Origin of the sequence: Sulfitobacter mediterraneus (genome assembly GCF_016801775.1) — a bacterium.
In the GTDB taxonomy this organism is placed as follows: domain Bacteria; phylum Pseudomonadota; class Alphaproteobacteria; order Rhodobacterales; family Rhodobacteraceae; genus Sulfitobacter; species Sulfitobacter mediterraneus_A.
In genome coordinates this window covers 60,154-86,692 of record NZ_CP069006.1, presented here as the reverse complement: position 1 = coordinate 86,692, position 26,539 = coordinate 60,154, and the positions used below count along the sequence as shown (strand labels likewise).

Genomic DNA, 26,539 nt, shown 5'->3' with positions numbered 1-26,539 from the left:
GTCTAGGCGACAGTCACGACAACTTTGCCCAGAACCTTGCGATCCTGCATCAACTCAAGCGCCTCGTCGGCGTTTTCCAGTGGAAAGCGGGCCGAAATGCGCGGCTTGATCTGGCCATCCGCATACATTCTGAACAGGTCCGACATGTTCTCGGCATGGCCTTGCGGCTCCCTCAAAGTGGAAGCGCCCCAGAACACGCCGACAATCTGGCACCCTTTGAGCAGGGTCAGGTTCAGCGGGATCTTGGGAATGCCAGCGGGGAAGCCGACGACCAGATAGCGGCCCTTCCACGCGAGCGCGCGCACGGCCGGTTCTGCATAATTGCCGCCCACCGCGTCATAGACCACATCTACGCCCTCGCCGCCCGCCAGTTTCTTGATCTGGGAGGAGAATTCCTTTTGCCCGTCACGGTCCAGCTCGCGGGGGTAAATCAACGTTTCATCCGCGCCGAGATCGCGGCAAAACTGCGCTTTCTCCTCGGAGGATACGGCGGCGATGACCCGTGCGCCTGCGGCCTTGCCCAGTTCAATTGCAGCGGCGCCGACACCGCCCGCGGCCCCCAGGATCAACAGGGATTCGCCGGGCTGGATCGCGGCGCGGTCCTTGAGGGCGTGATGGGAGGTGCCATAAGTCAGGATGAGGCAGGCGGCCTCCTCATAGGGCATGGCATCAGGGATTTTGATGACCTGTTTGGCATCGGCCAGAACATGTGTGGCGAAGCCGCCAAAACCGGTGAGCGCCAGCACGCGGTCGCCCACGGCAACCTCTGTGACCCCCTCGCCAAGCGCCTCGACCTCTCCGGCGATTTCACCGCCCGGCGCAAAGGGGCGGGGCGGTTTCATCTGGTACATATCGCGGATGATCAGCGTATCGGGAAAGTTCAATCCGGCGGCGTGAACGCGCACACGCACCTGGCCCTTTTTCGGCTCTGGCGTGGGCAATTCCTCCAAAACCAGCGTCTCTGGTCCTCCGACCTCTTTGCTTAGCATTGCTTTCATCGGGGCGTCTCCTTTGCCGAAATTTCGGTCAGTAGGGGACGTAGCGTTCCGTCTTGTCAATCAAATTTCGAAATGCAATTCTGCTATGCGGAACTGACGCAGCGTGACTTGCGCTGTGCCTGAGGGAGGAAATCAAAATGAGCGGCAACCAGACCGTTGAAGCCTTTCGTGCGGAGCTGCGCGGCTGGCTTGAAGAGAACTGTCCCCAAGAAATGCGGGACGGGGGCATGTCCGAGGATGCGATTTGCTGGGGCGGGACGCAATGGACGTTTTCCTCGCCTGCGCAAAAAGACTGGTTGGAGCGGGCGGCGGCCAAGGGTTACACCGTGCCAACATGGCCCGTGGAATATGGTGGCGCGGGGCTGAACCGCGACGAAGAAAAAGTGTTCCACGAGGAAATGGCGCGGATCAATGCGCGGTCTCCTTTGCAGAGCTTTGGCATCTGGATGCTGGGGCCGGCGCTGCTGCATTTTGGCACGCATGAACAAAAGCTGCATTATTTGCCACCGATTGCCCGTGGTGAGATCCGCTGGTGCCAGGGCTATTCCGAGCCGGGCGCGGGGTCCGATCTGGCATCGGTCCAGACCAAGGGCGAGGATCAGGGCGATCATTGGCTGGTCAACGGGCAGAAAATCTGGACTTCCTATGCGGACAAGGCCGACTGGATTTTTGCGCTGATCCGGACGGATAAGGACGCGCCCAAACACAAGGGCATTTCGTTTCTGTTGATCGACATGAACGATCCGGGTGTCGAGACGCGACCGATCAAGATGATCTCGGGCATTTCGCCGTTTTGCGAGACGTTTTTCTCGGATGTGAAGGTGCCCAAACACCAGATCGTTGGTGAGGAAAACCGCGGTTGGGATGTGGCGAAATATTTGCTGACCCATGAGCGGGAAATGATCTCGGCTGGCGGGGCTGGCCTGTCGGGCGGTGGTCGGGCGCTGGGTGCCATACTGGCGGAAAGCGCGGGCGAAGAAGGTCTGACGGACGCGACTTTGCGCGCAGACGCGATGCGCTGCGAGATTGATGCGCTTGCCATCGGGCTGACGCTGGAGCGGTACAAGGATCAATCCGAAGCGGGGCAGGGGGCCGGTGATGCCTCTGCGATGTTGAAATACATGGGCACCGAGTTGAACAAACAGCGGCACGAGTTGTTGATGAACGCGGGCGGCAGTGATGCGCTGGAGTGGGACGGACCATTGGGCAATCGCGCCGGTGACTGGCTGCGGACCAAGGCCAATTCAATTGAGGGCGGCACCAGCGAGGTAATGCTGTCGATTGTGTCGCGGCGTGTATTGGGGCTTCCGGGGTAGAGACATGGCAAAACTAGTGATGACCGAAGACGAGACCATGTTGGCCGATAGCGCCCGTGGGTTTCTGGACAGCGAAGCGCCGGTGAAGGCGCTGCGGGATCTGCGCGATGCGGGCAAGACCCATGATCCGGAGCTGTGGAAGAAGATGGCCGAAATGGGCTGGGCCGGGGTGCTGGTGCCGGAAAGCGCGGGCGGATCTGACATGGGGTCGGCGGCGGCGAATGTGCTGGCGCATGAGATGGGCAAAACCCTGGTGGTCAGCCCGTTTTTGTCCACGGCGGTGATTGCCGCAACCGCGCTGCGGCAGGTCAGCGATGCACGGGCCGAGGCGGCATTGGCCAAGATTGCGACCGGCGATGTGACCTATGCCCTGGCCGTTGACGAAGGGTCCAAATTCGATCCTAACGCGGTGCAAATGACGGCCAAGGCGGACGGCAACGGCTTTCGCCTGTCTGGCAAGAAACAGTTCGTGGTCGATGGCGGATTGGCCGACCGGCTGTTGGTTCTGGCGCGGACAGACAACGGGCTGAGCCTGTTTGATATTCCCGCAGACCGGGCCGGCGTGACCCGCGATGCCAGCAATATGATTGACGACCGCGATGCGGCGCGGATCACTTTTGAGGATGTCGAAGCAACGGGCGAGGATCTGCTGGGCACAGTGGATCAGGCCATGGATGTGCTTCGCCCGGCGCTTCAGGCGGGACAGGCGGCGCTGGCGGCGGAAATGTCGGGGCTGACGGCGGGGGCCTTTGGCATGACCGTTGGCTATCTCAAAGAGCGCAAGCAGTTTGGTATCGAGATCGGCCGCTTTCAGGCGTTGCAACACCGCGCCGCGCATCTGTGGTGCGAGATCGAGGTGACGTCTTCGGCGATCCTGCATGCGGGGCGGATGCTGGACCATGATCCCGAAAACGCCGCGTTGGCGGTGTCACTGGCCAAGGCGCGGGCGACCGCCACGGCGCAGCTTGCCGTGCAGGAGGGTGTGCAGATGCATGGTGGGATCGGGATGACCGATGCCTTTGACATGGGGTTTTACATGAAACGGGCGCGGGTCGGCGCGGAGTGGCTGGGAGATTACAGCTATCACGCCGAACAGGTCGCAGCATTGAGAGGATTCTGAGGATGGATATCAACAGTCTGTTTGGTCTTGAGGGCAAAACCGCCCTTGTGACAGGGGGCGCGACCGGCATCGGGCGCATGGCCGCCGAAGGGTTGATCCGCGCGGGGGCGACGGTTTTACTGGCCAGCCGCAAGGAAGGTGCCTGTGCCGCGGTGGCCGAAGAGCTGAACGCGCTTGGCGCCTCTGGCAAGGCGATCGGTTTTGTTGGCGATGTCGGCAGCGAGGCGGGTATTGATGCACTGGTGGCCGAAGTGGCATCGCGCACGGACAGCCTGCATATCCTGATGAACAATGCCGGGATCACCTGGGGGGCGCCCCTGGGCCAGTTTCCGCATCATGCCTGGGAAAAGGTGATGAACGTCAACGTGGCGGGCATGTTCGATCTGACGCAGAAGCTGTTGCCGATGCTGATTGCCTCGTCGTCGGCGGATGATCCGGCGCGGGTGGTCAATGTCGGCTCTGTCATGGGCGAGCGGGAGATGGGCGATGGCGCCTATTCCTATTCCATGTCCAAGGCGGCGGTGCATCACATGACGCGCATTCTGGGCAAGGAACTGGCCGGGCATCATGTGACCGTTAATGCGCTGGCACCGGGGCCGTTTGTCAGCCGTATGACGGCCTTTGCCACGGCAGATGAGACCACACGCAGCAAGGTGGGCGACGATGTGCCGTTGAAACGTGTGGGCCGCGATGAGGATATCGCAGGCTGCATGTTGTTCCTCTGCGGGCAGGGGGGCAGTTACATCACCGGCGCAATTATTCCAGTCAGCGGCGGCATCAACGTGATGAGCGGGCCGAACATCTTTGAACAGGCGCTGCACTGATGGCCGAGATCAGGTTTGACGGACGGGTTGCGATTGTCACCGGCGCGGGCACCGGTCTGGGCCGGTCCCATGCGCTGGGTCTGGCGGAACGGGGCGCCAAGGTTGTGGTCAACGATCTGGGCGTGGCGCGGGACGGGTCCGGTGCCTCTTCCGAAGCGGCAGAAACCGTGGTGGACGAGATCCGCGCCATGGGCGGCACCGCGATGGCCCATGGCACGGATGTGTCGGACGAGGCTGGCGTCAAGGATATGGTCGCCCAAGCGATGGACGCTTGGGGCCGCATCGACATCGTGGTGAACAACGCAGGCATTCTGCGCGACAAGACGTTTGCCAAGATGGAGATGGCCGATTTCCGCAAGGTGGTGGATGTGCATCTGATCGGATCGGCAAATGTAACCCATGCCTGTTGGCCGATCATGCGGGAGCAGAAATACGGGCGTATTGTGCTGACCTCCTCTGCCTCCGGGCTTTATGGCAACTTTGGGCAGTCCAACTATGGGGCGGCCAAGGCGGCGATGATGGGGCTGATGAATGTGCTGCATCTGGAAGGGGCGCGGGACAATATTCGGGTGAACACGCTGGCCCCGACCGCGGCGACGCGGATGACCGAAGATCTGCTGCCGGCCGAGGCGCAGGCGCTGCTGGCGCCCGAGACCATCACGCCGGGGCTGCTCTATCTGGTCAGCGAGGACGGACCAAGCCGGGTGATCCTTGGCGCGGGGGCCGGCAGTTTCTCACAGACGCAGGTCTACGAAAGTACGGGCATCACCCTGATGGACGAGGACAACACACCCGAGGCGGTCGCGGCGCAGTTTGACCGGATCACCGATCCGGCGGGCCATGTGGAAATGACCGATGCCTTTAGCCAGACGCGAAAATATGCTCTGAACGCTGCCAGTGCGCGTGGGCTGAAACTGGAGTGGTGATGCCTGGCGATCCCTGCCAGTCGCCTTTGTGATGCGATTTGCCAACAAGCGGGGCGGATTTTCCCGCCCCTTGACTGTGAACATGAACGATGCCGGAGGATCCCCCATGCCGCGTGACGATTCCAATCTGCCCAAGGCTCTGCAAGGGCTGCGCATTCCGCTGATTGCCTCACCGCTGTTTATCATTTCGGTGCCCGAACTGGTGATCGCCCAGTGCAAGGCCGGTATCGTCGGATCCTTTCCGGCCCTGAATGCGCGGGAAGGCGAGGGGGAGCATCCGCTGCTTGATACATGGCTGACCCGGATCCGCGAGGAACTGGATCGTCACAACCAGGCCAACCCGGACCGCCCCGCTGCGCCCTATGCGGTGAACCAGATTGTGCATCGGTCCAACGGACGGCTGGAGCGGGATCTGGAGATTTGTGCCAAACATAAAGTGCCGATCTGGATCACCTCTCTGGGCGCGCGGGTGGAGGTCAACGAGGCGGCGCATTCCTGCGGCGGGATCGTATTGCATGACGTGATCAACAACACCTTTGCCCGCAAGGCGATTGAAAAGGGTGCAGATGGTTTGGTGGCCGTGGCGGCGGGCGCGGGCGGGCATGCAGGGGCGCAATCGCCCTTTGCGCTGGTGCGGGAAATCCGCGAATGGTTTGACGGGCCGATTGCCCTGTCGGGTGCCATTGCCACGGGCGAGGCCCTGCTGGCGGCGCGGGCACTGGGTGCGGATCTTGGCTATACCGGATCGCCGTTTATCGCCACGGATGAGGCCAATGCCGATCAGGGTTACAAAGATATGATTGTCGGCTCTGGTGCAGAAGATATCGTTTATTCCTCGCTCTTTACCGGGGTTTGGGGCAATTACCTGAAAGGGTCGGTTGAGGCGGCGGGCATGGATCCGAACAACCTGCCGACGGCGGATGCCTCTTCGATGAACTTTGGCCAGGATCGCGAAAAACCAAAGGCGTGGAAAACCATCTGGGGCTCTGGCCAGGGCATCGGCGCGATCAAATCGGTCGGGCCTGCGGGGGATATCGTCGACCGGATGGAAGTGGAATATCTGGCGGCGGGTCAGAAGCTGGCGGCGGAGTTCACCTAGTGGCCGAGCTGCTGGTCATCCGCCACGGACAGGCCTCCTTTGGGCAGGACAACTATGATGTGCTGTCGGATCTGGGCCACCAGCAATCGGCGGCAGTGGGCGAGACGCTGCGCGATGGCGGATGGGTGCCGGACCGGTTGGTCACCGGCACGCTAAAGCGGCAGAGGGATACCTTGACCTCAATGGGCTTTGACGGCGGCGCGGCGGAAGAACATGCCGGGCTGAACGAATATGACTTTGCTGATCTGCTGAACGCGCGGTTCAAGGGGCAGGTGCCGGATGTTGTGAAAGGTGATCGCAAAACCCATTTCCGCACCCTGCGCGAGACAGTTTTTGAATGGCAGGACGCCACCTTTGACGGGGCCAGCGAGACCTATGCCGAATTTGCCGCGCGTGTTGAGGCGGCGCGGGAATTTGTGACCAAGACAAAGGCCAAACGGGTGTTGGTGGTCAGTTCCGGCGGGGTGATCGGCCAGATGACAGCCACGGCCCTTGGCGCGCCTGCGCGGCAGATGATGCAACTGAACTTGCAAATCAAGAACACCGCCATGACGCGATTTATGTTTTCAGGGCCGATGTTTTCCTTGCATGAATTTAACGCAACGCCGCATTTTGCCTCTGCGGCGGGCGCAAAACTGCTGAGCTATAGTTAGAGAAACGGGGATGAGCGTGGACACACAAACACTCGATCAAGCGGCGGTCAGCGCCTATCTGGAACAGCATCTGCCCGGATTTGAAGGGCTGACAGGGGTGACGAAGTTTCAGGGCGGGCAATCGAACCCGACGTTCCTTTTGACCACTCCCAAGGACAATTACGTGCTGCGCCGCAAGCCGCCGGGGGTCTTGTTGAAATCGGCCCATGCGGTGGACCGTGAATACCGGGTGCAAAAGGCGCTGGCGGGCACGGATGTGCCAGTCGCCAAGATGTATCTGCTGTGCGAGGACGACGATGTGATCGGATCGGCGTTTTACATCATGGAGCAGGTCGCGGGCCGCAACATCACCGACCCGGCAATGCCGGACTTTAGCAATGCCGATCGCGGCGCCATCATTGACGAGATGAACCGCGTGCTGGCGGCCTTGCATCAGGTGGATATTGATGCGGTCGGGCTGGCCGATTATGGCCCTGAGGGCAATTATTTCGAGCGGCAGGTGGGCCGCTGGTCCAAGCAGTACCGCGCCTCGGAAACCGAAACGGTGCCGGCGATGGATCAATTGATGGATGCGCTGGTGGCGGAGCGGCCAGAAGATGACGGGCAGCGCACATTGGTGCATGGCGATTACCGCATCGACAACATGATGTTTGATGCCACTGGCACCCAGTGCCGTGCGGTGCTGGATTGGGAACTGTCCACGATTGGCCATCCTTTTGCGGATCTGGCCGGGGTGATCATGCAATGGCAGATGCCAACAGGCACCGAAGGGCGCGGGATGGGCGGGCTGGATCGCGCCGCGCTTGGTCTGCCCAGCGATCAGGAGTTTATCGCCGCCTATTGCCAGCGCCGCGGCCTGAACGGGATTGATCATTTCGGCTATTATCTGGGGTTTTGTTTCTTCCGCATGGCGGGGATCATCCAGGGGGTTCTCAAACGCGCCATTGACGGCAATGCGTCGAACCCTGAAAGAGCGATCAAGCTGGGACAATATGTGCCGGTATTTGCGCAACACGGGTTGGATGCGCTGAAGCGGGGGTAGGGCGATGCACGGTATGGACGCAGATCAGGCAGAGAGCAAAGACAGGAATTTCGTGACCTCTCTGGCCCGTGGATTGGAGATTCTGCGGTGTTATCGTGATAATGAACCCTCGCTGACCAACAGTGACTTTTCAGACCGCACCGGCCTGCCCAAGGCAACGATTTCGCGGCTGACCTATACGCTGTGCGAACTGGGGTATCTGGTGGCCGATGAACGCGTCGGCACCTACCGTCTGGGCGCGGGGGTGCTGCAACTTGGCTTTGGGGTGTTGGCCTCGATGGACATCATCGACCGCGCCAAGCAAGAGATGCAGGCGCTGCGCCGCGGGCCAAACTCCTATATCACCGTGGCATTGGGCGAACAGCACGGGCTGGATGTGGTCTATCTGGCCACGGCCAATTCTTCCGAAGGGGTCTCCCTTTCGATCCGCGTGGGGTCAAGGTTGCCGGTGTTTCATTCGGCGATTGGCCGGGCGATCCTTGTGGGCATGGAGGACGATCAACGCGAGGCGGTTTTCGAAATTGCCGGACGCCAGGATCCGGAGGTCGAGGCAGAGGGCCGGACACATTTCGCCGAGGCGAAAGCCGAATTTGGCGACAAGGGGTTTTGCACCGGTTACGGGCGCTGGCGCAGTGACGTAAACGGCATCGCGGTGCCGGTGTTCTCACTGACCGGTGCGCGGACATACGGGCTGAACGTCGGCGGACCGTCGTTCCGGGTGAAAAAGCGCCAGTTGGAAAGCGTCTATGCGCCGCTTCTGATCAAGGCGGCCGAGGCAATCAGCGTCCGGCGCTGAGCCGGAGCGCCAAGAATCGAAACAGCGGTCACGGATCACAGTTTCGCTTAGCGGAACAAATTCTAAATCTCTTCCGTTTTCCGTAGCGTCACTTTGTGCGGCCAAGGCGAAATAAAAGTGATCAAACGGCGCATTTTTGCGCGGTTTTTCTGGGTTTGTTCCACCCGATTGCCGCCCCCAAACAGCCGTTTCGCGCCCTGAAACCCTTTGCGAAACAGTGAAAAAATAATTTTTTTCAAAGGATTAGCTTTCATGCTTCTGCGGGGCCCAGTGGTGCGGGTTGATCACCTGCGAGGGGTGTCAGTGACTTGAAATCCCTGCCCAATCCGGACCGGCCCGCCCTGCCAACAGCCTTGACTTTGGATGGGGGTATGCAAGTCTTTCCAAGCGGCTCAGGGCTCATGAAAAATATTGCCAAAGTCGTCATAGGGAGGATGAAAATGAAAAATATTACCAAGTTGGGTGCGGTGTCCGCACTTTCGTTGATCGTCGGGGCCACAGCGGCCTTTGCTGACAACATCAAGATTGCATTTATTGACCCGCTGAGCGGCCCGTTTGCCAGCACTGGCACCAACGGCCTGCACCAGTACCAATTTGCGGCTGACCACATGGTCAACGAAAAGGGCGGTGTTCTGGGCGGCCAGAATTTCGAGATTGTACCTTTCGATAACAAGATCAGCCCAAAAGAATCGCTGATCCAGCTTCAGGTCGCGATCGACCAGGGCATCCGTTACATCGCGCAGGGCAACAGCTCGGGCGTGGCGAACGCGCTGACCGAAGCGATCGACAAGCACAACAAGCGTAACCCAGACAGCCGGGTTCTGTTCCTGAACTACGCGGCGGTTGATCCGGCGCTGACCAATGACAAGTGCAACTTCTGGCACTTCCGTTTCGACGCCAACGCCGACATCAAGATGGACGCGCTGACAGATGTGATGGCCGCTGATGAGAGCATGAAGAAGGTCTATATCATCGGTCAGGACTATTCCTTTGGTAAGGCCGTTGCAGCCGCTGCTGTTGCGAACCTGGCCGAGAAACGTCCTGATGTTGAAATCGTCGGCAACGAATTGCACCCCATCGGCAAGGTGAAAGACTTCACCCCCTATGCCCGCAAGATCGTCGCCTCCGGTGCGGATGCGATCATCACAGGCAACTGGGGCGCAGACATGCTGGGCCTTGGCAAATCGGTGATCGAGAACGGCTATGACGGCCCGATCTTTACCTATTATGCAGCCGGTTCCGGTATGACAGCGGCCTTTGGTGACAGCGCCAAGGACCGTATTCGCCTGATCTCGCAGGGCGGCATCAACCCGATTGCCACCGAAGAGGCCCGCGCGACCTACGAGGCGTTTGAAGCCAAGTACCCAGATGGCAACATCGATCAAAGCCGGATCTTCAACGTGATCGGCATGTTGGCGCAGGCCATTGAAGAGGCTGGCACAGCGGACGACGTTGTTGCCGTGGCCAAGCAGCTGGAAGGCATGGAGTACGATTCCATGTGGGGCGGCAAGATCTTCATGCGTCCACAGGATCACCAGGCGATCCAGGATATGCATGTTGGCGTCCACACAAACGAGAACATCGACTTTGACTATGACAACTCTGGATATGGTGTCTTCACTGAATCCACAGTGACCATGGCGTCGATGGACAGCCCAACGACCTGCGAGATGAAACGCCCTTAAGACCTGAGCGTTCTTTTTCTCTTTTCCGCACCGCTGCAGGACAGCGGTGCGGAATTCATTGCTAATAAATATCCTATCCCTCGGGGGACCTGATGGAACTCATCCTCGTCAATGTGATCGACGGGCTTGTGACCGGATTGCTGTTGTTCATGCTTTCCGCCGGCCTGACGCTTATTTTCTCTATGATGGGCGTGCTTAACTTTGCACACGCCAGCTTTTACATGCTGGGCGCCTATTTCGCCTATCAGATCAGCCTCGCCCTCGGGTTTTGGGTTGGCCTGTTGATTGCACCGCTTATCGTCGGTGTGATGGGGGCAGGTGTCGAAAGATACGGCCTCAGACGGGTCCACCAATACGGGCATGTGCCCGAACTGATTTTCACCTTTGGTCTGGCGTTGCTGATCGAAGAGCTGGTGCAATTTGTCTGGGGCAAGAACCAGATGCCCTATGACATCCCCGAGATCCTGAATTTCACCGCCTTCTCCATCGCGGGCAATTCGATCCCGGCCTACAAAATCTTTATGATCTTCATCTCGGTCGGGATCTTCATGGGGCTGCTCTATGTTCTGACAAAGACACGGGTTGGCATGATCATTCAGGCCGCGCTGAGCTATCCGCGTACGGTCGAGGCGCTGGGTCACAATGTGCCGCTGATCTTTATGGGTGTCTTTGGCGTTGGCACGGCATTGGCCGGTGTGGCCGGTGTGATTGCCGGGCCGGTTCTCGGCACCTTTCCGGGCATGGCCTTTGTGCTTGGCTCTATCGTGTTTGTGACGATCGTGATTGGCGGTCTCGGATCGCTTTGGGGCGCGCTTGTGGCCTCGCTGTTGATCGGCTGGATCACCACCTTTGCCAAATCCTACAACATCGCGATGTCGGATATCCTGAACGGGATCGGCATCGCCACACCCGAAAACCTGAGTGACAACATGTTCCGCGACCTTTGGACCGTCACCAGCCCACAGATTGCAGATATCCTGCCCTACATCCTGATGGTGCTGATCCTGATTTTCCGCCCTGCGGGCCTATTCGGAAAGCGTGAATCATGAGCGATCAGCTGACGACAGATCCAAGCAAACCAGCCCAGCGGATGCGGGCCGGTTCGATGACACTGACCCTTGGTCCATGGATTGTGGCGGCCATCGCATTGTTGGTGATGCCCTATATCTTCACGTCCAATTCGGCGCTGACGATCATGAACCAGATGTGGATCACGGTGGTTTTTGCCCTGGCCTATAACATGCTGCTGGGGCAGGGGGGCATGCTGTCCTTTGGCCATGCGGTTTACATGGGCCTTGGCGGGTTCTTCTGCATGCACCTTATGAACTATATCGAGGACTTTGGCCTTGCCTTCCCACTGCCACTGCTCCCGCTGTTCGGCGGTCTGTTCGGCATGGGTTTTGCGATGATCATCGGGTCGTTCTCGACCTCCGGCGCGGGCACGCGTTTTGCGATGATCTCGCTTGGGGTGGGCGAATTGATTGCGGCCTGTTCCGTGATCATCGTGGCCTTCTTTGGCGGCGAAGAAGGTATCTCGGGCGACCGGACCTATGGTTTGCCGTTTTTCGGGGTCGAGTTCCTCAAGCAGATCGAAGTCTATTATCTGATCTCCTTCTGGCTCATGCTGTCTGCGGCGCTGATGTATCTGTTCTCGCGCACCCCAGTGGGCCGGATGGCCAACGCGGTGCGCGACAACCCAGAGCGGGCGCAGTTCCTTGGTTATTCCGCACGCTGGGTGCGTTTCTACAGCTTCTGCGCGTCGGGTTTTTTCTGCGGTATCGCAGGCGGGCTCTTTGCGATCAGCTATGAGATCCTGACCGAGGAAAACCTTAACGCGGCCTCTTCGGGTGTGATCCTGCTGGTGACATTCCTGGGCGGTGTCGGGTTCTTCTTTGGGCCGATCATCGGGGCAATCGCCTTTACCCTGCTGCAAACGGTGCTGAGCCTGCAAACGGATCTCTGGGCGATTTATGTCGGCGGGCTGTTCCTGGCGACGGTGATGTTCTTCCCCGGCGGTCTGGCCGGCCTGATGATGATGCATGTGCCCGCCATGAGGCTGGGCAAGGCCAGCGGATTGATTGTGCCTTATATCAAGACATTGGTGCCGGGCGCGATTGGCATCCTCGGGGTTTGTGCGTTGATCGAAATGACCTTCCATTTCCGGCACGGGGCGAAGGGTGACAATGAGATGACCCTGTTCTGGACCACCTTTGACAGCCATACGATCTTGCCTTGGCTGATCGCGGGGGTTGTCGCAGCTGTGGGTCTTGGGGTGGCGCGGGCCACCGCACCGGCAATGAAAGAAGCATGGGACGAGGCCAATACGGCAGGAGGTGCGTCATGAGCACAGCAGCACTTGAACTGACCGGGCTAAAGAAAAGCTTTGGCAAGGCTGAAATCATCCGCGGGATTGATCTGTCGATTGGCAAGGCCGAACGCCATGCGATCATCGGCCCAAACGGTGCGGGCAAATCGACGCTTTTCAACCTGATCACGGCACGGTTTCCGCCATCGGCGGGCACGGTCAAACTGCACGGCGAGGATCTGGCGGGGCTGGAACCCTATCAGATCAATCGCAAAGGTCTGTCGCGGTCTTTCCAGATCACCAATATCTTTCCAAAGATGACGGTGTTCGAGAACGTGCGCTGCGCCTTGCTGTGGTCGCAGGGGTACAAGTATTCCTTCTGGAACCTGGTGAACCGCAGCCGCGCCCTGACCGAGGGGGCCGAGGCGATCCTTGAGCAGATCAATCTGTCGGAACGGCGCAACCTGCCGGCAGGCACCCTGTCTTATGCCGAACAGCGAGCGCTGGAGATCGGGATCACCATCGCGGGTGGCGCGGATGTGATCATGCTGGATGAACCCACCGCCGGGATGAGCCATTCGGAAACCGATTATATCACCGACCTGATCATGAAGGTCACCGAAGGCAAAACCCTGATCATGGTGGAACATGATATGGGCGTGGTTTTTGGCCTTGCTGATCGGATCAGCGTGCTGGTTTACGGCGAAATCATTGCGACGGGCAAACCCGAAGACGTCCGCGCAGATCCCAAGGTGCAAGAGGCCTATCTGGGTGCCGCATTGGAGGCAGAACACTGATGATCGAAATCACAGATATGCATGCCTATTATGGCAAGTCGCACATCCTTCAGGGTGTGAACATGAACGTGCAGGAAGGCGAGATTGTCGCACTTTTGGGGCGCAATGGCGTGGGCCGGTCCACCACCTGCAAGGCGGTGATGGGCGAGGTTGAACCCAAAGGTTCTGTCAAGTTCAAGGGCCAGGAGATCGCGGGCAAGAAAGCCTTTGAAATTGCCAATATGGGCATCGGATATGTGCCGGAGAACCGCGATATTTTCCCCGGTCTGACGACCCGTCAAAACCTGATTCTTGGCCTGAAGCCGGGGCAGAGGGATGGCGAGGGCCGCTGGTCGATGCAAAACATGTTCGACATGTTCTCGAACCTGAACGAACGCGCGGATGTTGAGGCATCGGTGTTGTCGGGCGGTGAACAGCAGATGTTGACCATGTGCCGCACGCTGATGGGTGATCCTGAGTTCGTGATGATTGACGAGCCGACAGAGGGCCTGTCGCCGCAGATGACGATGAAGGTGGCCGAGGTGCTGCAAGAGATCGCCAATCGCGGAATTTCGACCCTTCTGGTGGAACAGAAGCTGGCCATCGCCATGGACATTGCGCACCGCGTCTATGTCATGGGTCACGGGCAGGTCGTGTTCGAAGGCACACCGGCAGAGTTGCGTGCACGTGACGATGTGCGCAAAGAATGGTTGGAAGTCTAAACCACCCCGGAACGGATCCAAAGATGAGCAGATTTGACGCAGGCAGGCTGACCCGGATCGGGGCGTGGATGCAGTCATATCTGGACAGGAACCGTTTTGCGGGCTGTTCGGTCTTGATCGCGAAGGGCGGCGCGGAACAATATTTTCACAGCTGCGGGATGCGCGACATGGCGGCAGGCCTGCCGTTCGAGCGCGACACCGTGGCGCGGATCTATTCGATGACCAAGCCGGTCACCTCGGTGGCGCTGATGATGCTGGCGGAGCGGGGATTGTTTCACCTTGATGCGCCGGTGTCAGAGTTCATCCCCGCCTTTGCCGACATGCGCTGCCTGATACCGGATGCGGCGGATATTTCGCAAACCGAACCCTGCGCCCCGCCGACCCTGCATCAATTGGCGACCCATACGTCGGGCCTCAGCTATCCGTTCAACCCCGGCATTCTGGCGCGGGCGATGGACGCCGAGGATCTGTTGTTCAAGCCTGATCAGGGATCGCTGGCCGCGATGACCGACCGCGTCGCCGCGCTGCCGCTGGCGTTCCGTCCGGGCAGCCGCTGGGAATATTCGGTGGGCATTGATGTGCTGGGCCGGGTGATCGAAGTGGTGTCGGGCAAAACGCTGGATCAGTTCCTGACAGAGGAAATTCTTGAACCTTTGGGCATGCACGAAACCCGCTTTTCCGTGCCGCCTCATGCAGTGGAGAGGTTTGCCGCGCTGTATACGCCATTGGCCGGTGACAGTTTTGCGCTGAACGCGGCCAAGACGGGTGGCGATCCGCTGCGGCAAGTGGATCATGCGGATAAATCGCCATTCCTCAGCGCCTCCATGCATTCGGGCGGCGGCGGTCTGGTGGGCACGATTGATGACTATATGAAATTTGCCGAGATGCTGCGCACAGGCGGGCGGGGGCTTTTGTCGCCCAAAACGCTGGCCTTCATGATGCGCAACCATTTGCCGGGGGATATCGCCTCCATGGGTCCGCAAAGCTTTGCCGAGCAGCCGATGGAGGGCATGGGCTTTGGCATTGGGGGTGCGGTGGTGCTGGAGCCGGGCCGCGCCCGCAGCCCCGGATCGGTGGGCGATTTCAGCTGGGGGGGCATGGCCTCGACCTTTTTCTGGATTGATCCGGTAGAGGAGTTGAGCGTGGTGTTCTTTACCCAGTTGTCGCCCAGCAGTTCCTATCCCGCCCGTCCGCAGCTTAAGGCGTTGGTACATGGAGCATTGATGTGACCGCCAAGACCCTTTGGACCCCAAGCCCGGAACGTGCAGCGGCCTCGACCATGGCGCAGTTTGAACGCTGGGTGCAGGACAACCGCGGCCTGACGTTTGAGGACTACAACGCCATGTGGCGTTGGAGCATTGAGGATCTTGACGGGTTCTGGTCCGCGATCTGGGATTTCTTTGACGTGCGCGCCAGTCAAGAGCCCGAGACCTTTATCGCCAAACGGCAGATGCCGGGCGCAGAATGGTGCCCCGGTGCACGGCTGAACTATGCCGATCAGATCCTCAAACATGCCGATGAACGGCCCGATGAGATTGCGCTGGTTGTGCAGTCGGAAACCTTTGGGCGCAGTGAACTGACTTGGGGCGCATTGCGCGATCAGGTTGCCTCTGTCGCCGATCATCTGCGCGGTATGGGCGTGGAAAAGGGCGACCGTGTTGTTGCCATCCTGCCCAATACCGAGGTGGCGCTGATTGCCTTTCTCGCGACGGCAAGCCTTGGCGCGGTCTGGTCACTTTGTGCGCCGGATATGGGCCATGTTGCGATCCTGGACCGGTTTACCCAGATCGAACCCAAGGTTCTGATCGCGCAGGACGGTTATATGCATGCGGGCAAGATGACGGACCGCCGCGATGTTCTGGCGCAGATCAATGCGGCGCTGCCGTCGGTGGATCATTTTGTGACCGTTGCCGTGGCGGGGGATCTTCCGGGCGGCCATGTGGCATGGGATGATTTGATCCATGGCACCGGCGCATATGCCAGCACCCATGTGGCCTTTGATCACCCGCTATGGATTGTCTATTCCTCCGGCACCACGGGCAACCCCAAGCCGATTGTGCATGGCCATGGTGGAGTGATCCTGGAGGCGGCAAAGCAGTCCCTGCACAAGGATATCTCGCCCAAGGACCGCTATTGCTGGCTGACGTCGTCGGGCTGGATCATGTGGAATTCGCAGTGGATGGCGCTTGGGCAGGGGGCGCGCGTGGCGCTGTTTGACGGGGCACCGAACCATCCCGATATGGGAGTGATCTGGCGCTTTGTCGCCGATGAGGGCCTGACGTTTTTCGGGGCGGGGGCGGCCTATTTCAGCACATGTATGAAGGCCGCTTTGATCCCGCGTGAGGCGGTTGACCTGACCGCGCTGCGCTCGCTTGGCTCAACCGGATCGCCGCTGTCGAGCGACACTTATGACTGGATCTACAGCGATGTGAAATCCGACGTCTGGCTTGCGCCGCTGTCGGGCGGCACCGATCTGGCGGGGGCGTTTGTGGTGGGCCATCCGGGCATGCCGGTCAGGGCCGGTGAAATGCAATGCCGCGCCCTTGGCAATGCGGTACGGGCGTTCGATCCGCTCGGCAATGAACTGGTCGGCGAAGTGGGCGAACTGGTTTGCACCGAACCTTTGCCGTCCATGCCGCTGTTCTTCTGGGGGGACGAGGACGGCAGCCGCCTGTTCGAAAGCTATTATGACACCTATCCCGGCATTTGGCGGCACGGGGACTGGATTTCCATTGATGAAGGCGGGGCCAGTGTGATCTATGGCCGCTCGGACGCCACGATCAACCGCAAGGGCCTGCGCCTTGGCAGCGCCGAGATCTATCAGGCGGTTGAAGGGCTGGAAGAGGTGCTGGATTCACTGGTGGTCGATCTGGAGTTTCTGGGCAAAGACAGCTTTATGCCGCTGTTTGTGGTGCCGGCGCAGGGCGGCGCGGTGGACGATGCGCTCAAAGACAAGATCAACGCCGCGATCCGGGCGCAGGTCTCGGCGCGGTTTGTGCCCAACGAGATTGTCGAGGTCAAAGAGGTGCCGCGCACCCTGTCCGGTAAAAAGCTTGAGGTTCCGGTCAAAAAGCTGTTGCTTGGCGGTGATCCGGCAACGGTCGTGAACCGCGATTCCATGGCCAATCCGGACAGCTTTGATTTCTTTATCGCCTATGCCAACGCACGGGCCAACGCCTGAGGCCAGCCCATGACATCCGTTGCCGACAAACTGCTTGAGCTTTTGGACATCGAACAGCTTGAGGTCGATATGTTTCGCGGCCTTGGATCGGGCGGCGAGACGACGACGCGGATCTTTGGCGGGCAGGTGATCGCGCAAGCATTGATGGCGGCCTATCGCACGGTGGAGGACCGGCTTTGCCATTCCTTGCATGCCTATTTCATTCGCCCCGGTGATCCGAGCATTCCGGTGATCTACCAGGTGGATCGCGCCCGCGATGGCGGCAGTTTCACGACCCGCCGTGTTGTGGCGATCCAGCATGGCAAACAGATTTTCAACCTCTCGGCCTCGTTTCATGTACAGGAAGAGGGCTGGGATTATCAGCACCCGATGCGCGAGGTTGGGAAGCCCGAGGATTGGCCCTCACGCGCCGAGACCCGCGAAGCCTACGTGGATCGCATCCCGGAGAAATACCGCGAAGAGTTCCTGCGAGAGCGTCCGATCGAACTGCGCGAGGTGGCACCGCGCGATATGTTCGACCCGGAGGTGGAGAGCGACGTGAACCAGCTTTGGTTCCGGATGGAGGCCGCCAAGGGGCAGTCACCGCAGATGCAACATTGCCTGCTGGCCTATGCTTCTGACATGAACCTTTTGGGATCGTCCCTGCGCCCGCATGGGCTGACCTGGTTCAAGGGCAATGTGATGACCGCAAGCCTGGATCACGCCATGTGGTTTCATGCGCCGATCGAATTTTCCGACTGGCATCTTTATGATCTAGATGCCCCATGGACAGGCGGCGCACGAGGGTTTAACCGTGGCGCAATCTATAGCCAGAACGGGCAATTGGTGGCCAGCGTGGCCCAGGAAGGCCTGATGCGACCCATAAAACGCAAATAATTGGCGAAGTTATCCCCAAGGTGCCAAGCCTTTGGGAATAGGGATCAAAACCCACTTCCTCACAGGAAATACACAAGTTATTCCAATAGGTTATCCCCAAGAAATTGCGCAAATGCCTGATTTTTTGTTTGCGCGACTCAGGGGTTGGGTGCCAATCTTTAGTTAACGCGAAGGGTCGCAAGACCCCAAGCGGGACGCGAAGGTCTTTCGAGGTTGGAGCGGGCAAGGAGAGGGTCAAACCAAACCGAACCCCGTGTTGATAGCAACGGAACGCTGGGCGAAACGAAACGGTCTTTTGAGCGGTTCGGGAAGTCGGTGAAAAAGCCATTGCGTGTCTGGTAGCGGTCTTTGACAGCTGCCGGTTGGGGGGACGATCCGCAAGGATTGATCCCGCTTGCAACGGCTCATAGAGCCCGAGCATTTGAATAGGGGGACCTTCGGGAAGCTCTGTTTAGGAAGGCGTCAGGATGGCAGTTTCGGCTGCTTGGTGCGGACTTCGGTCCAAGCTCCTGACGCCTTTTTCTATGTCTGGCCTCAGGATTGCAGGGCTTTGAGATCCTCAGGCGACAAACGATCAATCCCCTTGGCATAGTTCAGCGCGTTCAGATGATAGAACCTGGCGTTCATCAGATTTGCCGCGCTGTTGTCGCGGGTTTTGACCAGCTTTGCCGGGCTGCCCGCGATGATTGAATTGTCGGGAAATTCCGACCCTTCGGTGACGATGGAATGACCCGCAACAATGGAATTGCTGCCAATCTTGGCTCCGTCCATGATCGTCGCGCCAATGCCGATCAACACCCGGTCGCCAATCTCGCAACCATGCAAGACCGCGCGGTGGGTGATCGAGCAATCCTCGCCCACGATTGTTCCCGTCGCCGTGCCAACATGGATCATCACGTGGTCTTGAATATTGCTGCGTGCGCCGACGATGATCTCGTGCATTTCGGCGCGGGTCACCACATAGGGCCAGACAGATGCGCCCGGCCCGATGGTGACCTTGCCGTATAGCTGCGCAGTGCCATGCACAAAGGCAGGGTTATCGAGCGTCACATGCGGGCCGATATGGGGCTGGAGATCAGCCAAAGACGAAAAAGCACAGCTTGTTGCCGTCCGGGTCACGCACATAGGCCCCATAGAACCGGTCGGGGATGCGCTGGCCGGGAGGTCCGTCGCAAGTCGCGCCGAGGTCCAGTGCCTTTTGGTGCAGCTGATCGACCTGTTCTTTGCTGTCCGCGGTCAGGGCGACCATGGTGCCATTGCCGGGGACCGGATCGTTTTTGTCGTATGGCTCGCAAATCGCCAGCATGGGTTGTCCGCGTCCGGCGCTGACAAAGGCCAGACGCCCCTGATCCATCACGATCTTGGCACCCTTGTCGGCAAGCAGATCCCCATAAAATGTCTTGGCGCGGCTCATGTCTTTAACGCCGAGGGTTACATAGCCGATCATTACTTGTCCTTTCATTCAAATGTGCCGCTCTCTAGCGAAGACGATGCCCTCAGCGCTAGGACAGTTCCCCAAACTTGCGGTTCAGCTTGCGCATACCGCCGATCCAACGGTCATAATCGTCGGTCTTGTTCTTCATGTACTCGCGCACTTCGGGATGCGGCAGGATCAGGAAGGTCTCGTCCTTGATCGCCTGCAAACAGATCTGCGCCACCGGCTCGGGCTCCATCATACCGTTAATCGCCGCGACGTGGTCCTCGTGGCCGCGGGTCATTTCGGTGCGCACCGCTTGGGGGCACAGCACGGACACCTTGATACCTTCATCGCCATGGGTCATCGCGATCCATTCGGCAAGGCCAACAGCGGCGTGTTTGGTCACACCGTAAGAGGCCGATCCGATCTGGTTGAGCAGACCTGCCGCCGATGCGGTGTTGAGCAGATAACCCCCGCCGCGCGCCGCCATCAACGGCACCAGGTGCCGTGCGGCCCAGACATGGGACATCACGTTGACGTCCCAAACCCGCTGCCATTCGTCATTGGGGGTGTCCATCCCGCCGCCCACGGCGATACCGGCGTTTGACCAGAACAGATCAATCGGGCCAATGTCCCGCTCTACGCTGTCGATCATATCCTTGATCTGATCCTCGCGGGCCACATCCACGGTATAGGCCGCGCCGCCCACCATTTCTGCGGTTTCCGCCGCGCCTTCGCCATTGCGGTCCACACAGACCACCTCCGCCGCGCCCGCATCTTTGAACGCCACACAGAGCGCCCGGCCAATGCCGCTGGCCGCGCCGGTCACAACACAGATTTTGTCTTTTACATCCATGATCTCAGGTCCACATGTTAGAGCCGCCACAGACCGTCAGCGCCTGACCGGTCATGTATTTGCTGGCATCGGAGGCAAGAAAGACCGCAAGCCCGGCAAAATCTTCCGGTTCGCCCAGACGGCGCAGGGGTATTTCATCCTTGATACGCTTTTCGACCTCTGGATTGTCCCAAAGCTCGCGGGCGAATTCGGTTTTCACAAGGCCGGGGCAAATCGCGTTAAAGCGCAGACCCTTGGGCCCGAACTCTGCTGCCAAGTTCCGGCACAGACCGATCAGCGCCAGTTTCGACATGCCATAGGTGCCCAGCATCACCGATGGTTTGAACGCCCCGATGGAGGAGGTGAACGCCATGGATCCCGCGCCCTTTTCGACCATGTCGGGCGCGACCATCTGGGCCAGCCAGAGGTTGGATTTGACGTTGGCATTCATGGTCTTGTCATAAGCGTCATCGGGAATTTCCGATGTCTTGCCGTAATAGGGGTTCACCCCGGCATTGCCGATCACAACGTCGATCTTGCCCGCCTTTTCATGGGTTTGATCGACCAGCGCCTGCAACTGTTCCTTATAGCCTACGTTGCAGGCCACTGCGATCGCCTTGCCCTTGCCGCGGGCATTGATGCCCGCCGCCGCTTCGTCCAGCTGTTCTTGCTTGCGGGCGGAAATCACCACGGTTGCGCCGTGATCGGCAAGGGCCGTGGCCATCGCCAGCCCCATGCCTTTGGACGCGCCGGTAAGCAGCGCGACCTTTCCCGTCAGATCAAACAGATCGCTCATCCCATGAACCCCGCAGAACCGCGTGCCTCGGTATGGGCCTTGGCGGCGGTCTGGCGCGAATTGCTGTCCTGGTAGGTTTTCACCTCATGGCGGGCGATTACATGGTGGTGCACCTCATCGGGGCCGTCCGCATAACGCAGGGTTCGCTGCTGGGCATACATGCCGGACAGGGGCGACCATTGGCTGATGCCGGTGGCACCATGCACCTGCATCGCCTGATCAATGATATCGCAAACTTGCTCCGGCACTTTGGCCTTGATCATCGACACCCAGATGCGGGCCTCCTTGTTACCCAGCACATCCATCGCCTTGGCGGCTTTCAGCACCAGCAGACGCATCGATTCAATCTCGATCTTGGCGCGGGAAATGGTTTCCATGTTCTTGCCCAGATCGACAATCTTTTTGCCAAAGGCCACACGGCTCAGCCCGCGTTCGATCATCAGATCCAGCGCCTTTTCGGCCTGCCCGATGGAGCGCATGCAGTGGTGGATACGGCCCGGTCCAAGGCGGACCTGGCTGATTTCAAAGCCGCGCCCTTCGCCCCAAAGCATGTTTTCCTCCGGCACACGCACATTGGTGAACTTGATGTGCATATGCCCGTGCGGCGCGTCGTCATGGCCAAAGACATGCATCGGGCCAAGGATCTCGACGCCAGGGGTGTCCATCGGCACAAGGATCTGGCTTTGCTGGCGGAACGCTTCGGCATCGGGGGAGGTTTTGACCATCACGATCATGATCTTGCAGCGCGGATCACCGGCGCCGGAGATGTAATACTTCTCACCGTTGATCACCCATTCGCCGTTTTCCAGCACAGCGGAGGTCGAGATGTTCTTGGCATCCGAAGAGGCCACGTCCGGCTCTGTCATCGCAAAGGCAGAGCGGATTTCACCGGCCAGCAGGGGCTTGAGCCAGGTGTCTTTCTGTTGCTGGGTGCCGACCCGTTCCAGCACTTCCATATTGCCGGTGTCCGGCGCGGAACAGTTGAGTGTCTCGGATGCCAGCGGGTTTTTACCCAACTCGGCGGCGATATAGGCGTAATCGAGGTTGGACAGGCCTTCTCCGGTTTCGGCATTCGGCAGGAAAAAGTTCCAAAGACCGCTTTCACGGGCCTTTTGCTTGGCCCCTTCCATCAGCTCGGTCTGGCGCGGGTGATAGGACCAGCGGTTTTCGTTGCTGTCGGCAAGGCGGTGGAACTCTTCGGAAATCGGATCGACGTTTTCGCGGATGTGTTTGATCACGGCGTTCAGCAGTGGCTTGGCCTTGTCAGACATTTCCAGATTGTTCAGGCTGAGTGGCGAATTGCTATCGGACATATTGTGCCTCCTTGGCGTGGTTTACTTGTTCACCCATTGGGGTGCGCGTTTCTCGACAAAGGCGTTCACGCCTTCTTTGAAATCTTCGGTTTTGGACAGATCGGCGATCACTTCGCGGGAATAACCAATGCTTTGCTGCATGCCGTCGCGGGCGTACATATCGTTGAGCACCCGTTTCGTCGCCTTGACCGCAGAGGGCGAGACAGAACAAAGCTGTTCGGCTTTTTCCATGGCTTTTTCCATCAGCTCGTCATGGGGATGCACCGCGTTGACGCAGCCCAATTCGAGGGCTTCCGCCGCACTGATGGTCCGGCCGGTGTACATCAACTCCTGCGCGGCCAAACGGCCGATATAGCGCGACAGGCGCTGCACACCGGAGGCGGCGGCGAAAAAGCCGACTTTCACTTCAGGCAAGGCAAACTTGGCGTTCTCGGAGGCCAGAATAATGTCGCAGCTCAGCGCGGTTTCAAAGCCGCCGCCCATGGCAAAACCGTTGACGGCGGCGATGATCGGTTTTTCCAGATCGAAACGCGCGGACAGGCCGGCAAAGCCTGATGGTGTCATCTCTTTCTTGGAGCCGCCCGCCGCCGTGGCCTTAAGATCGTTGCCCGCAGAAAACGCCTTGTCCCCCGCGCCAGTCAGAACCGCAACCCAGAGATCCTGATCTGCGGCAAAAGCGTCCCAGCAATCGGCCATCTCGTTGTGCATATCCACATGCACCGCGTTGTAGACATCAGGGCGGTTCATAGTGACAATCAGAATATGCCCCTGTTTCTCGGTCTTGATGAATTCGTAACTCATACCTTGAGCCCCCCAGTGTCTATTTCAGTGAATTTTCCGCCCTCTGCGGCCAGTTTGCGCAGGGTGTCCGCCGGTGCAAATGCGGCATCTTCGGCACCCAGCGTTTCCATCCGGTCCAGCACCGCCTGTGCGCCGACCATATCGCCATAGAACATCGGGCCGCCCTTGTCGGCGGGCCAGCCATAGCCGTTGAGCCAGACCACATCTACATCAGAGGGCCGCTGCGCCTTGTTCTCCTCAAGGATTTTCACCGCTTCGTTGATCATCGGGTAGATGCAGATCTCGATGATTTCATCGGCGCTCATCTTGGACGGCTCCGCGCCGGTGATGTCGCGGATGATGCCCGCCGTCACATCCGAAGGGATCGGTCGGCGGTTTTCGTCATAGTCATAAAAGCCCGCCTTGGTCTTTTGCCCGCGCCGGTCCAGCTCGCACAGGGCGTCGCGGATCGGATTGTCGGTCTTGGCCCCCTTGGACCACCCGATATCCAGCCCCGCCAGATCAGACATCTGGAACGGTCCCATCTTGAAACCGAACTGGTTCAGCGCCGCATCCACATCCCATGGCATCACGCCCTGATAAACCAATTTGTTGGCCTGAATTTGGCGGGCGAACAAAATCCGGTTGCCGACAAATCCGGGGCAGACCCCGACCAGCGTGGCAATCTTGTTGATGTCTTTGGCCAGCGCCATACAGGTGGCAACCACGTCATCGGCGGTGTGTCTGGCGCGGACAATCTCCAGCAGTTTCATCACATTGGCGGGGGAGAAAAAGTGCAGCCCGATCACGTCTTCGGGGCGCTTGGTCATGCTGGCAATCTCGTTGATGTCCAACGCCGAGGTGTTGGTGGCCAGGATCGCACCGGGCTTCATCACCGCGTCCAGTTCGGTAAAGATCTTGCGCTTCAGCTCCATGTTTTCAAACACCGCTTCGATGATCAGGTCGCAATCGGCCAGATCGGCAATCGCCAGACGCCCGTCAAACCGCGCCATCCGCGCCTCGACCTCGTCCTGGGGAAAGCGGCCCTTGTCGGAACTGCGCTGATAATTGCCGCGCACCACCGCAAGGCCGCGGTCCAGCGCCTCTTGCGTGGTTTCAACAATCCTGACCTGAAAACCGGCGGTGGCAAAATTCATCGCGATGCCGCCGCCCATGGTGCCGGCGCCGATAATGCCAACAGTCTTGATCGGGCGCAGGGGGGTATCGGCGGGCAGGCCCGGCACCTCCCACGCCGCTTTGCCGGATGCGGCGATATAGCTGCCGATTTGGTCTTCGGTCGGGGTCATCATATCTTGGCCTCTTGGTTGTCCAGACAGGCCGCACGGATCGCGCGCCGGTCAATTTTGTCAGTCGCACCACGGGTCAGCACGTCGCGCTGTGCCCAAAGATGCGTGGGTATCTTAAATTTGGCGAGATGCCCGTCCAGAAACGCCGCCATATCCGCATGGGACAGGCTGGCACCATTGCGCAGTTGCACAGCAGCGCCGACGGTCTCTCCCAAACGGTCATCAGGCACGGAAAACGCGGCGGCCTCCAGCACATCGGGATGGCGGTGCAGCGCGCCCTCAACATCCAGACAGGCAATGTTTTCGCCCCCCCGGATGATGATATTTTTTTTGCGGTCGTGAATGGTGACATAGCCATCGGCGTCAATCGTGCCCAGATCACCGGTGCGCAGCCAGCCATCCTGAAGCACCTCGGCGGTGGCCTCTGGTTTGTTCAGGTAACAGCGCATGTTGGCCGGGCTTTTGACCGTGATCTCGCCCATTTGTCCCACCGGCACATCGTTGCCGTCGTCATCGAGAAACCGCAGCTCTTGTACGGGCGGATGCAACTTCCCAGCGCTTTCGGGGCGGGCGGCGTAGTCCTCCCCGATCATGCCGATGCCCAAGGCATTGGTCTCGGTCATGCCCCATCCGGTTGCCACGCCTGCGTTTGGAAAGGCTTCGACCAGTTGCGAGACCTGCGCAGCGGGCCGTTTGGCCCCGCCCGATCCGATATAATCCAGCGTTGGCAGGGCCTCGCCCATTTCGCGGGCGGCGATCATCAGTTCCGCCGATTGCGTGGGTACCCCGAGAAAGCGGGTGATGTCATTGTCGCGGATCAGGCGCACGGCCTCGGCCGCATCCCATTTGTGCATCATCGTGATCTTGGCCCCCGCAGGCAGGCTCAGCAAAAACAGCGGATGCGTGGCGGTCACATGAAACAGCGGCGTCACCACCAGCGCCGAAGGGCGCGGCGGCGGAGGTGCATCTGGCGCGGGCGGGTCGATCAGCGGCGCCACAACCGACTGCATCAGCCAACTAAAGACCGCGTTCACCGCGCTGCGGTGGGTTTGCACCACGCCCTTGGGATGGCCGGTTGTGCCGGAGGAATACATAACGGCAAAATCGTCGTCCGTATCAATGGCAACCTGTGGCGCGGCGCTGGTTGTGGCGGCGGCGTCCAGATCGGCAAAACTGTGATCGCCCTTGCCTTCACCGTCGCGCACGCCAACCAGTGTCAGCCCCAGTTCTTTTTGCAATGGCAACATCCGCTCAAGCCGCGGGCCATCGGCAAAGATCACCTTGGCTGCACTGTCGCGCAGGGCGTAATCCAGCTCCTCGGTGGTCCACCATGCGTTCACAAACACGACCACCGCCCCGATGGAGGAGATCGCCAAAGTCATGATCAACAGCTCGGGATAATTGCGCATGGCAATGGCCACCCGGTCGCCCTGCTTCACGCCCAATTGCTGGATCAGCGCATCCGCCTGCCGATGCACGGCGGCGCAGAACTGGTCATAGGTAAGGGTCTCGTCGCAATAGGCCAGATAGTCCCAGGCGCCATCGCCATGCCGCGCATGCCCTGCCGCCATCAACGCAGGCACAGTGCCGGGAATGTTCTTGAACGCGCGGAACGTGACGCCGCGCACCTCTGCCAGCCCAACTTCAAAAACTGGATCTGTTGTAATGACGTGATGCACCGCCGCTTCTGGTGTCATCGCAGTCATGGCAGCAACCTTGTGGTCTGCATGTTGTCCTCCCATTGCAGATGTGCGCACTTCCCTCCCCGGAGG

The 26,539-nt window shown here is 59.5% G+C and carries 26 protein-coding genes; 16 read left to right on the top strand and 10 right to left on the bottom strand.

Going from position 1 to position 26,539, the window contains the following annotated elements:
- Positions 1-2: 2 nt before the first annotated feature.
- Entirely contained in the window at positions 3-998 is a 996-nt protein-coding gene (locus JNX03_RS19760) for an NADPH:quinone oxidoreductase family protein (RefSeq protein WP_203212372.1), read from the bottom strand.
- 137 nt (positions 999-1,135) lie between these two features.
- Between JNX03_RS19760 and JNX03_RS19755 the strand changes: the two genes are divergently transcribed.
- From JNX03_RS19755 to JNX03_RS19720, 8 genes are all read left to right on the top strand, one after another.
- On the top strand, positions 1,136-2,314 hold the full coding sequence (locus tag JNX03_RS19755) for an acyl-CoA dehydrogenase family protein (RefSeq protein WP_203212371.1): 1,179 nt from the start codon (positions 1,136-1,138) through the stop codon (positions 2,312-2,314).
- 4 nt (positions 2,315-2,318) lie between these two features.
- On the top strand, positions 2,319-3,434 hold the full coding sequence (locus JNX03_RS19750; protein ID WP_203212370.1) for an acyl-CoA dehydrogenase family protein: 1,116 nt from the start codon (positions 2,319-2,321) through the stop codon (positions 3,432-3,434).
- 2 nt (positions 3,435-3,436) lie between these two features.
- A complete protein-coding gene (locus JNX03_RS19745; protein ID WP_203212369.1) occupies positions 3,437-4,258 on the top strand; it encodes an SDR family NAD(P)-dependent oxidoreductase in 822 nt (273 codons plus the stop codon).
- A complete protein-coding gene (locus tag JNX03_RS19740; RefSeq protein WP_203212368.1) occupies positions 4,258-5,184 on the top strand; it encodes an SDR family NAD(P)-dependent oxidoreductase in 927 nt (308 codons plus the stop codon). Before JNX03_RS19745 ends, JNX03_RS19740 begins: the two co-directional genes overlap by 1 nt.
- Before the next feature lie 106 nt (positions 5,185-5,290).
- Entirely contained in the window at positions 5,291-6,283 is a 993-nt protein-coding gene (locus JNX03_RS19735) for an NAD(P)H-dependent flavin oxidoreductase (protein WP_203212367.1), read from the top strand.
- Positions 6,283-6,936 carry a histidine phosphatase family protein gene (locus JNX03_RS19730; protein ID WP_203212366.1) on the top strand — a complete coding sequence of 218 codons (654 nt, stop codon included), beginning with the start codon at positions 6,283-6,285 and terminating at the stop codon, positions 6,934-6,936. Before JNX03_RS19735 ends, JNX03_RS19730 begins: the two co-directional genes overlap by 1 nt.
- A gap of 10 nt (positions 6,937-6,946) precedes the next feature.
- On the top strand, positions 6,947-7,978 hold the full coding sequence (locus JNX03_RS19725) for a phosphotransferase family protein (RefSeq protein ID WP_203212365.1): 1,032 nt from the start codon (positions 6,947-6,949) through the stop codon (positions 7,976-7,978).
- Between the two features lie 13 nt (positions 7,979-7,991).
- Positions 7,992-8,774, top strand: coding sequence for an IclR family transcriptional regulator (locus JNX03_RS19720; RefSeq protein ID WP_203212364.1), 783 nt, complete (start codon positions 7,992-7,994; stop codon positions 8,772-8,774).
- Between the two features lie 62 nt (positions 8,775-8,836).
- On the opposite strand, the gene JNX03_RS19715 is transcribed toward JNX03_RS19720, so the two are convergent.
- Entirely contained in the window at positions 8,837-9,028 is a 192-nt protein-coding gene (locus JNX03_RS19715) for a hypothetical protein (RefSeq protein ID WP_203212363.1), read from the bottom strand.
- Between the two features lie 186 nt (positions 9,029-9,214).
- On the opposite strand from JNX03_RS19715, the gene JNX03_RS19710 reads away from it, so the two are divergent.
- The 8 genes from JNX03_RS19710 (at position 9,215) to JNX03_RS19675 (ending at position 18,319) form a co-directional block, all read left to right on the top strand.
- Entirely contained in the window at positions 9,215-10,459 is a 1,245-nt protein-coding gene (locus tag JNX03_RS19710) for a branched-chain amino acid ABC transporter substrate-binding protein (RefSeq protein ID WP_203212362.1), read from the top strand.
- Between the two features lie 92 nt (positions 10,460-10,551).
- Complete coding sequence (locus tag JNX03_RS19705; RefSeq protein ID WP_203212361.1) at positions 10,552-11,508, top strand: branched-chain amino acid ABC transporter permease; 957 nt, start codon at positions 10,552-10,554, stop codon at positions 11,506-11,508.
- Positions 11,505-12,803, top strand: a complete 1,299-nt coding sequence (locus JNX03_RS19700) for a branched-chain amino acid ABC transporter permease (RefSeq protein WP_203212360.1) — start codon at positions 11,505-11,507, stop codon at positions 12,801-12,803. Before JNX03_RS19705 ends, JNX03_RS19700 begins: the two co-directional genes overlap by 4 nt.
- Complete coding sequence (locus JNX03_RS19695; protein ID WP_203212359.1) at positions 12,800-13,561, top strand: ABC transporter ATP-binding protein; 762 nt, start codon at positions 12,800-12,802, stop codon at positions 13,559-13,561. The genes JNX03_RS19700 and JNX03_RS19695 overlap by 4 nt, the downstream gene beginning before the upstream one ends.
- Positions 13,561-14,262, top strand: coding sequence for an ABC transporter ATP-binding protein (locus JNX03_RS19690; RefSeq protein ID WP_203212358.1), 702 nt, complete (start codon positions 13,561-13,563; stop codon positions 14,260-14,262). The genes JNX03_RS19695 and JNX03_RS19690 overlap by 1 nt, the downstream gene beginning before the upstream one ends.
- 23 nt (positions 14,263-14,285) lie before the next feature.
- On the top strand, positions 14,286-15,491 hold the full coding sequence (locus JNX03_RS19685; protein ID WP_231024407.1) for a serine hydrolase domain-containing protein: 1,206 nt from the start codon (positions 14,286-14,288) through the stop codon (positions 15,489-15,491).
- The gene (locus tag JNX03_RS19680) at positions 15,488-17,443 is read left to right on the top strand and encodes an acetoacetate--CoA ligase (RefSeq protein WP_203212357.1); all 1,956 of its coding nucleotides are present in this window, start codon (positions 15,488-15,490) and stop codon (positions 17,441-17,443) included. The genes JNX03_RS19685 and JNX03_RS19680 overlap by 4 nt, the downstream gene beginning before the upstream one ends.
- A gap of 9 nt (positions 17,444-17,452) precedes the next feature.
- Positions 17,453-18,319: an acyl-CoA thioesterase gene (locus tag JNX03_RS19675; protein WP_203212356.1), complete on the top strand. Its 867-nt coding sequence runs from the start codon at positions 17,453-17,455 to the stop codon at positions 18,317-18,319.
- A 534-nt stretch (positions 18,320-18,853) separates the two neighbouring features.
- On the opposite strand, the gene JNX03_RS19670 is transcribed toward JNX03_RS19675, so the two are convergent.
- The 8 genes from JNX03_RS19670 to JNX03_RS19635 are packed head-to-tail and all read right to left on the bottom strand — an operon-like array spanning position 18,854 to position 26,473.
- The gene (locus JNX03_RS19670; RefSeq protein ID WP_203240772.1) at positions 18,854-19,402 is read right to left on the bottom strand and encodes a gamma carbonic anhydrase family protein; all 549 of its coding nucleotides are present in this window, start codon (positions 19,400-19,402) and stop codon (positions 18,854-18,856) included.
- Entirely contained in the window at positions 19,395-19,766 is a 372-nt protein-coding gene (locus JNX03_RS19665) for a VOC family protein (RefSeq protein WP_203212354.1), read from the bottom strand. Before JNX03_RS19665 ends, JNX03_RS19670 begins: the two co-directional genes overlap by 8 nt.
- Positions 19,767-19,821: 55 nt before the next feature.
- Positions 19,822-20,592 (bottom strand): SDR family oxidoreductase, encoded by a 771-nt coding sequence (locus JNX03_RS19660; RefSeq protein ID WP_203212353.1) that lies wholly within the window; start codon positions 20,590-20,592, stop codon positions 19,822-19,824.
- Between the two features lie 4 nt (positions 20,593-20,596).
- Positions 20,597-21,367, bottom strand: a complete 771-nt coding sequence (locus JNX03_RS19655; RefSeq protein WP_203212352.1) for an SDR family NAD(P)-dependent oxidoreductase — start codon at positions 21,365-21,367, stop codon at positions 20,597-20,599.
- On the bottom strand, positions 21,364-22,680 hold the full coding sequence (locus tag JNX03_RS19650) for an acyl-CoA dehydrogenase family protein (protein WP_231024408.1): 1,317 nt from the start codon (positions 22,678-22,680) through the stop codon (positions 21,364-21,366). The genes JNX03_RS19655 and JNX03_RS19650 overlap by 4 nt, the downstream gene beginning before the upstream one ends.
- A gap of 21 nt (positions 22,681-22,701) precedes the next feature.
- Positions 22,702-23,481 (bottom strand): enoyl-CoA hydratase-related protein, encoded by a 780-nt coding sequence (locus JNX03_RS19645; RefSeq protein WP_203212351.1) that lies wholly within the window; start codon positions 23,479-23,481, stop codon positions 22,702-22,704.
- Entirely contained in the window at positions 23,478-24,770 is a 1,293-nt protein-coding gene (locus tag JNX03_RS19640; protein WP_203212350.1) for a 3-hydroxyacyl-CoA dehydrogenase, read from the bottom strand. The genes JNX03_RS19645 and JNX03_RS19640 overlap by 4 nt, the downstream gene beginning before the upstream one ends.
- Positions 24,767-26,473 (bottom strand): class I adenylate-forming enzyme family protein, encoded by a 1,707-nt coding sequence (locus JNX03_RS19635; RefSeq protein ID WP_203212456.1) that lies wholly within the window; start codon positions 26,471-26,473, stop codon positions 24,767-24,769. Before JNX03_RS19635 ends, JNX03_RS19640 begins: the two co-directional genes overlap by 4 nt.
- Positions 26,474-26,539 lie beyond the last annotated feature (66 nt).

What these genes read in the sequence shown, in the direction of transcription:
- JNX03_RS19735 (WP_203212367.1), top strand. Translation starts at nt 5,291, where the DNA reads ATGCCGCGTGACGATTCCAATCTGCCCAAGGCTCTGCAAGGGCTGCGC.
- JNX03_RS19675 (WP_203212356.1), top strand. Translation starts at nt 17,453, where the DNA reads ATGACATCCGTTGCCGACAAACTGCTTGAGCTTTTGGACATCGAACAG.
- JNX03_RS19740 (WP_203212368.1), top strand. Translation starts at nt 4,258, where the DNA reads ATGGCCGAGATCAGGTTTGACGGACGGGTTGCGATTGTCACCGGCGCG.
- JNX03_RS19655 (WP_203212352.1), bottom strand. Translation starts at nt 21,367, where the DNA reads ATGAGCGATCTGTTTGATCTGACGGGAAAGGTCGCGCTGCTTACCGGC.
- JNX03_RS19645 (WP_203212351.1), bottom strand. Translation starts at nt 23,481, where the DNA reads ATGAGTTACGAATTCATCAAGACCGAGAAACAGGGGCATATTCTGATT.
- JNX03_RS19660 (WP_203212353.1), bottom strand. Translation starts at nt 20,592, where the DNA reads ATGGATGTAAAAGACAAAATCTGTGTTGTGACCGGCGCGGCCAGCGGC.
- JNX03_RS19760 (WP_203212372.1), bottom strand. Translation starts at nt 998, where the DNA reads ATGAAAGCAATGCTAAGCAAAGAGGTCGGAGGACCAGAGACGCTGGTT.
- JNX03_RS19700 (WP_203212360.1), top strand. Translation starts at nt 11,505, where the DNA reads ATGAGCGATCAGCTGACGACAGATCCAAGCAAACCAGCCCAGCGGATG.
- JNX03_RS19755 (WP_203212371.1), top strand. Translation starts at nt 1,136, where the DNA reads ATGAGCGGCAACCAGACCGTTGAAGCCTTTCGTGCGGAGCTGCGCGGC.
- JNX03_RS19715 (WP_203212363.1), bottom strand. Translation starts at nt 9,028, where the DNA reads ATGAAAGCTAATCCTTTGAAAAAAATTATTTTTTCACTGTTTCGCAAA.
- JNX03_RS19710 (WP_203212362.1), top strand. Translation starts at nt 9,215, where the DNA reads ATGAAAAATATTACCAAGTTGGGTGCGGTGTCCGCACTTTCGTTGATC.
- JNX03_RS19690 (WP_203212358.1), top strand. Translation starts at nt 13,561, where the DNA reads ATGATCGAAATCACAGATATGCATGCCTATTATGGCAAGTCGCACATC.
- JNX03_RS19720 (WP_203212364.1), top strand. Translation starts at nt 7,992, where the DNA reads ATGGACGCAGATCAGGCAGAGAGCAAAGACAGGAATTTCGTGACCTCT.
- JNX03_RS19705 (WP_203212361.1), top strand. Translation starts at nt 10,552, where the DNA reads ATGGAACTCATCCTCGTCAATGTGATCGACGGGCTTGTGACCGGATTG.
- JNX03_RS19750 (WP_203212370.1), top strand. Translation starts at nt 2,319, where the DNA reads ATGGCAAAACTAGTGATGACCGAAGACGAGACCATGTTGGCCGATAGC.
- JNX03_RS19745 (WP_203212369.1), top strand. Translation starts at nt 3,437, where the DNA reads ATGGATATCAACAGTCTGTTTGGTCTTGAGGGCAAAACCGCCCTTGTG.
- JNX03_RS19650 (WP_231024408.1), bottom strand. Translation starts at nt 22,680, where the DNA reads ATGTCCGATAGCAATTCGCCACTCAGCCTGAACAATCTGGAAATGTCT.
- JNX03_RS19640 (WP_203212350.1), bottom strand. Translation starts at nt 24,770, where the DNA reads ATGATGACCCCGACCGAAGACCAAATCGGCAGCTATATCGCCGCATCC.
- JNX03_RS19665 (WP_203212354.1), bottom strand. Translation starts at nt 19,766, where the DNA reads ATGATCGGCTATGTAACCCTCGGCGTTAAAGACATGAGCCGCGCCAAG.
- JNX03_RS19725 (WP_203212365.1), top strand. Translation starts at nt 6,947, where the DNA reads ATGAGCGTGGACACACAAACACTCGATCAAGCGGCGGTCAGCGCCTAT.
- JNX03_RS19695 (WP_203212359.1), top strand. Translation starts at nt 12,800, where the DNA reads ATGAGCACAGCAGCACTTGAACTGACCGGGCTAAAGAAAAGCTTTGGC.
- JNX03_RS19635 (WP_203212456.1), bottom strand. Translation starts at nt 26,473, where the DNA reads ATGACTGCGATGACACCAGAAGCGGCGGTGCATCACGTCATTACAACA.
- JNX03_RS19685 (WP_231024407.1), top strand. Translation starts at nt 14,286, where the DNA reads ATGAGCAGATTTGACGCAGGCAGGCTGACCCGGATCGGGGCGTGGATG.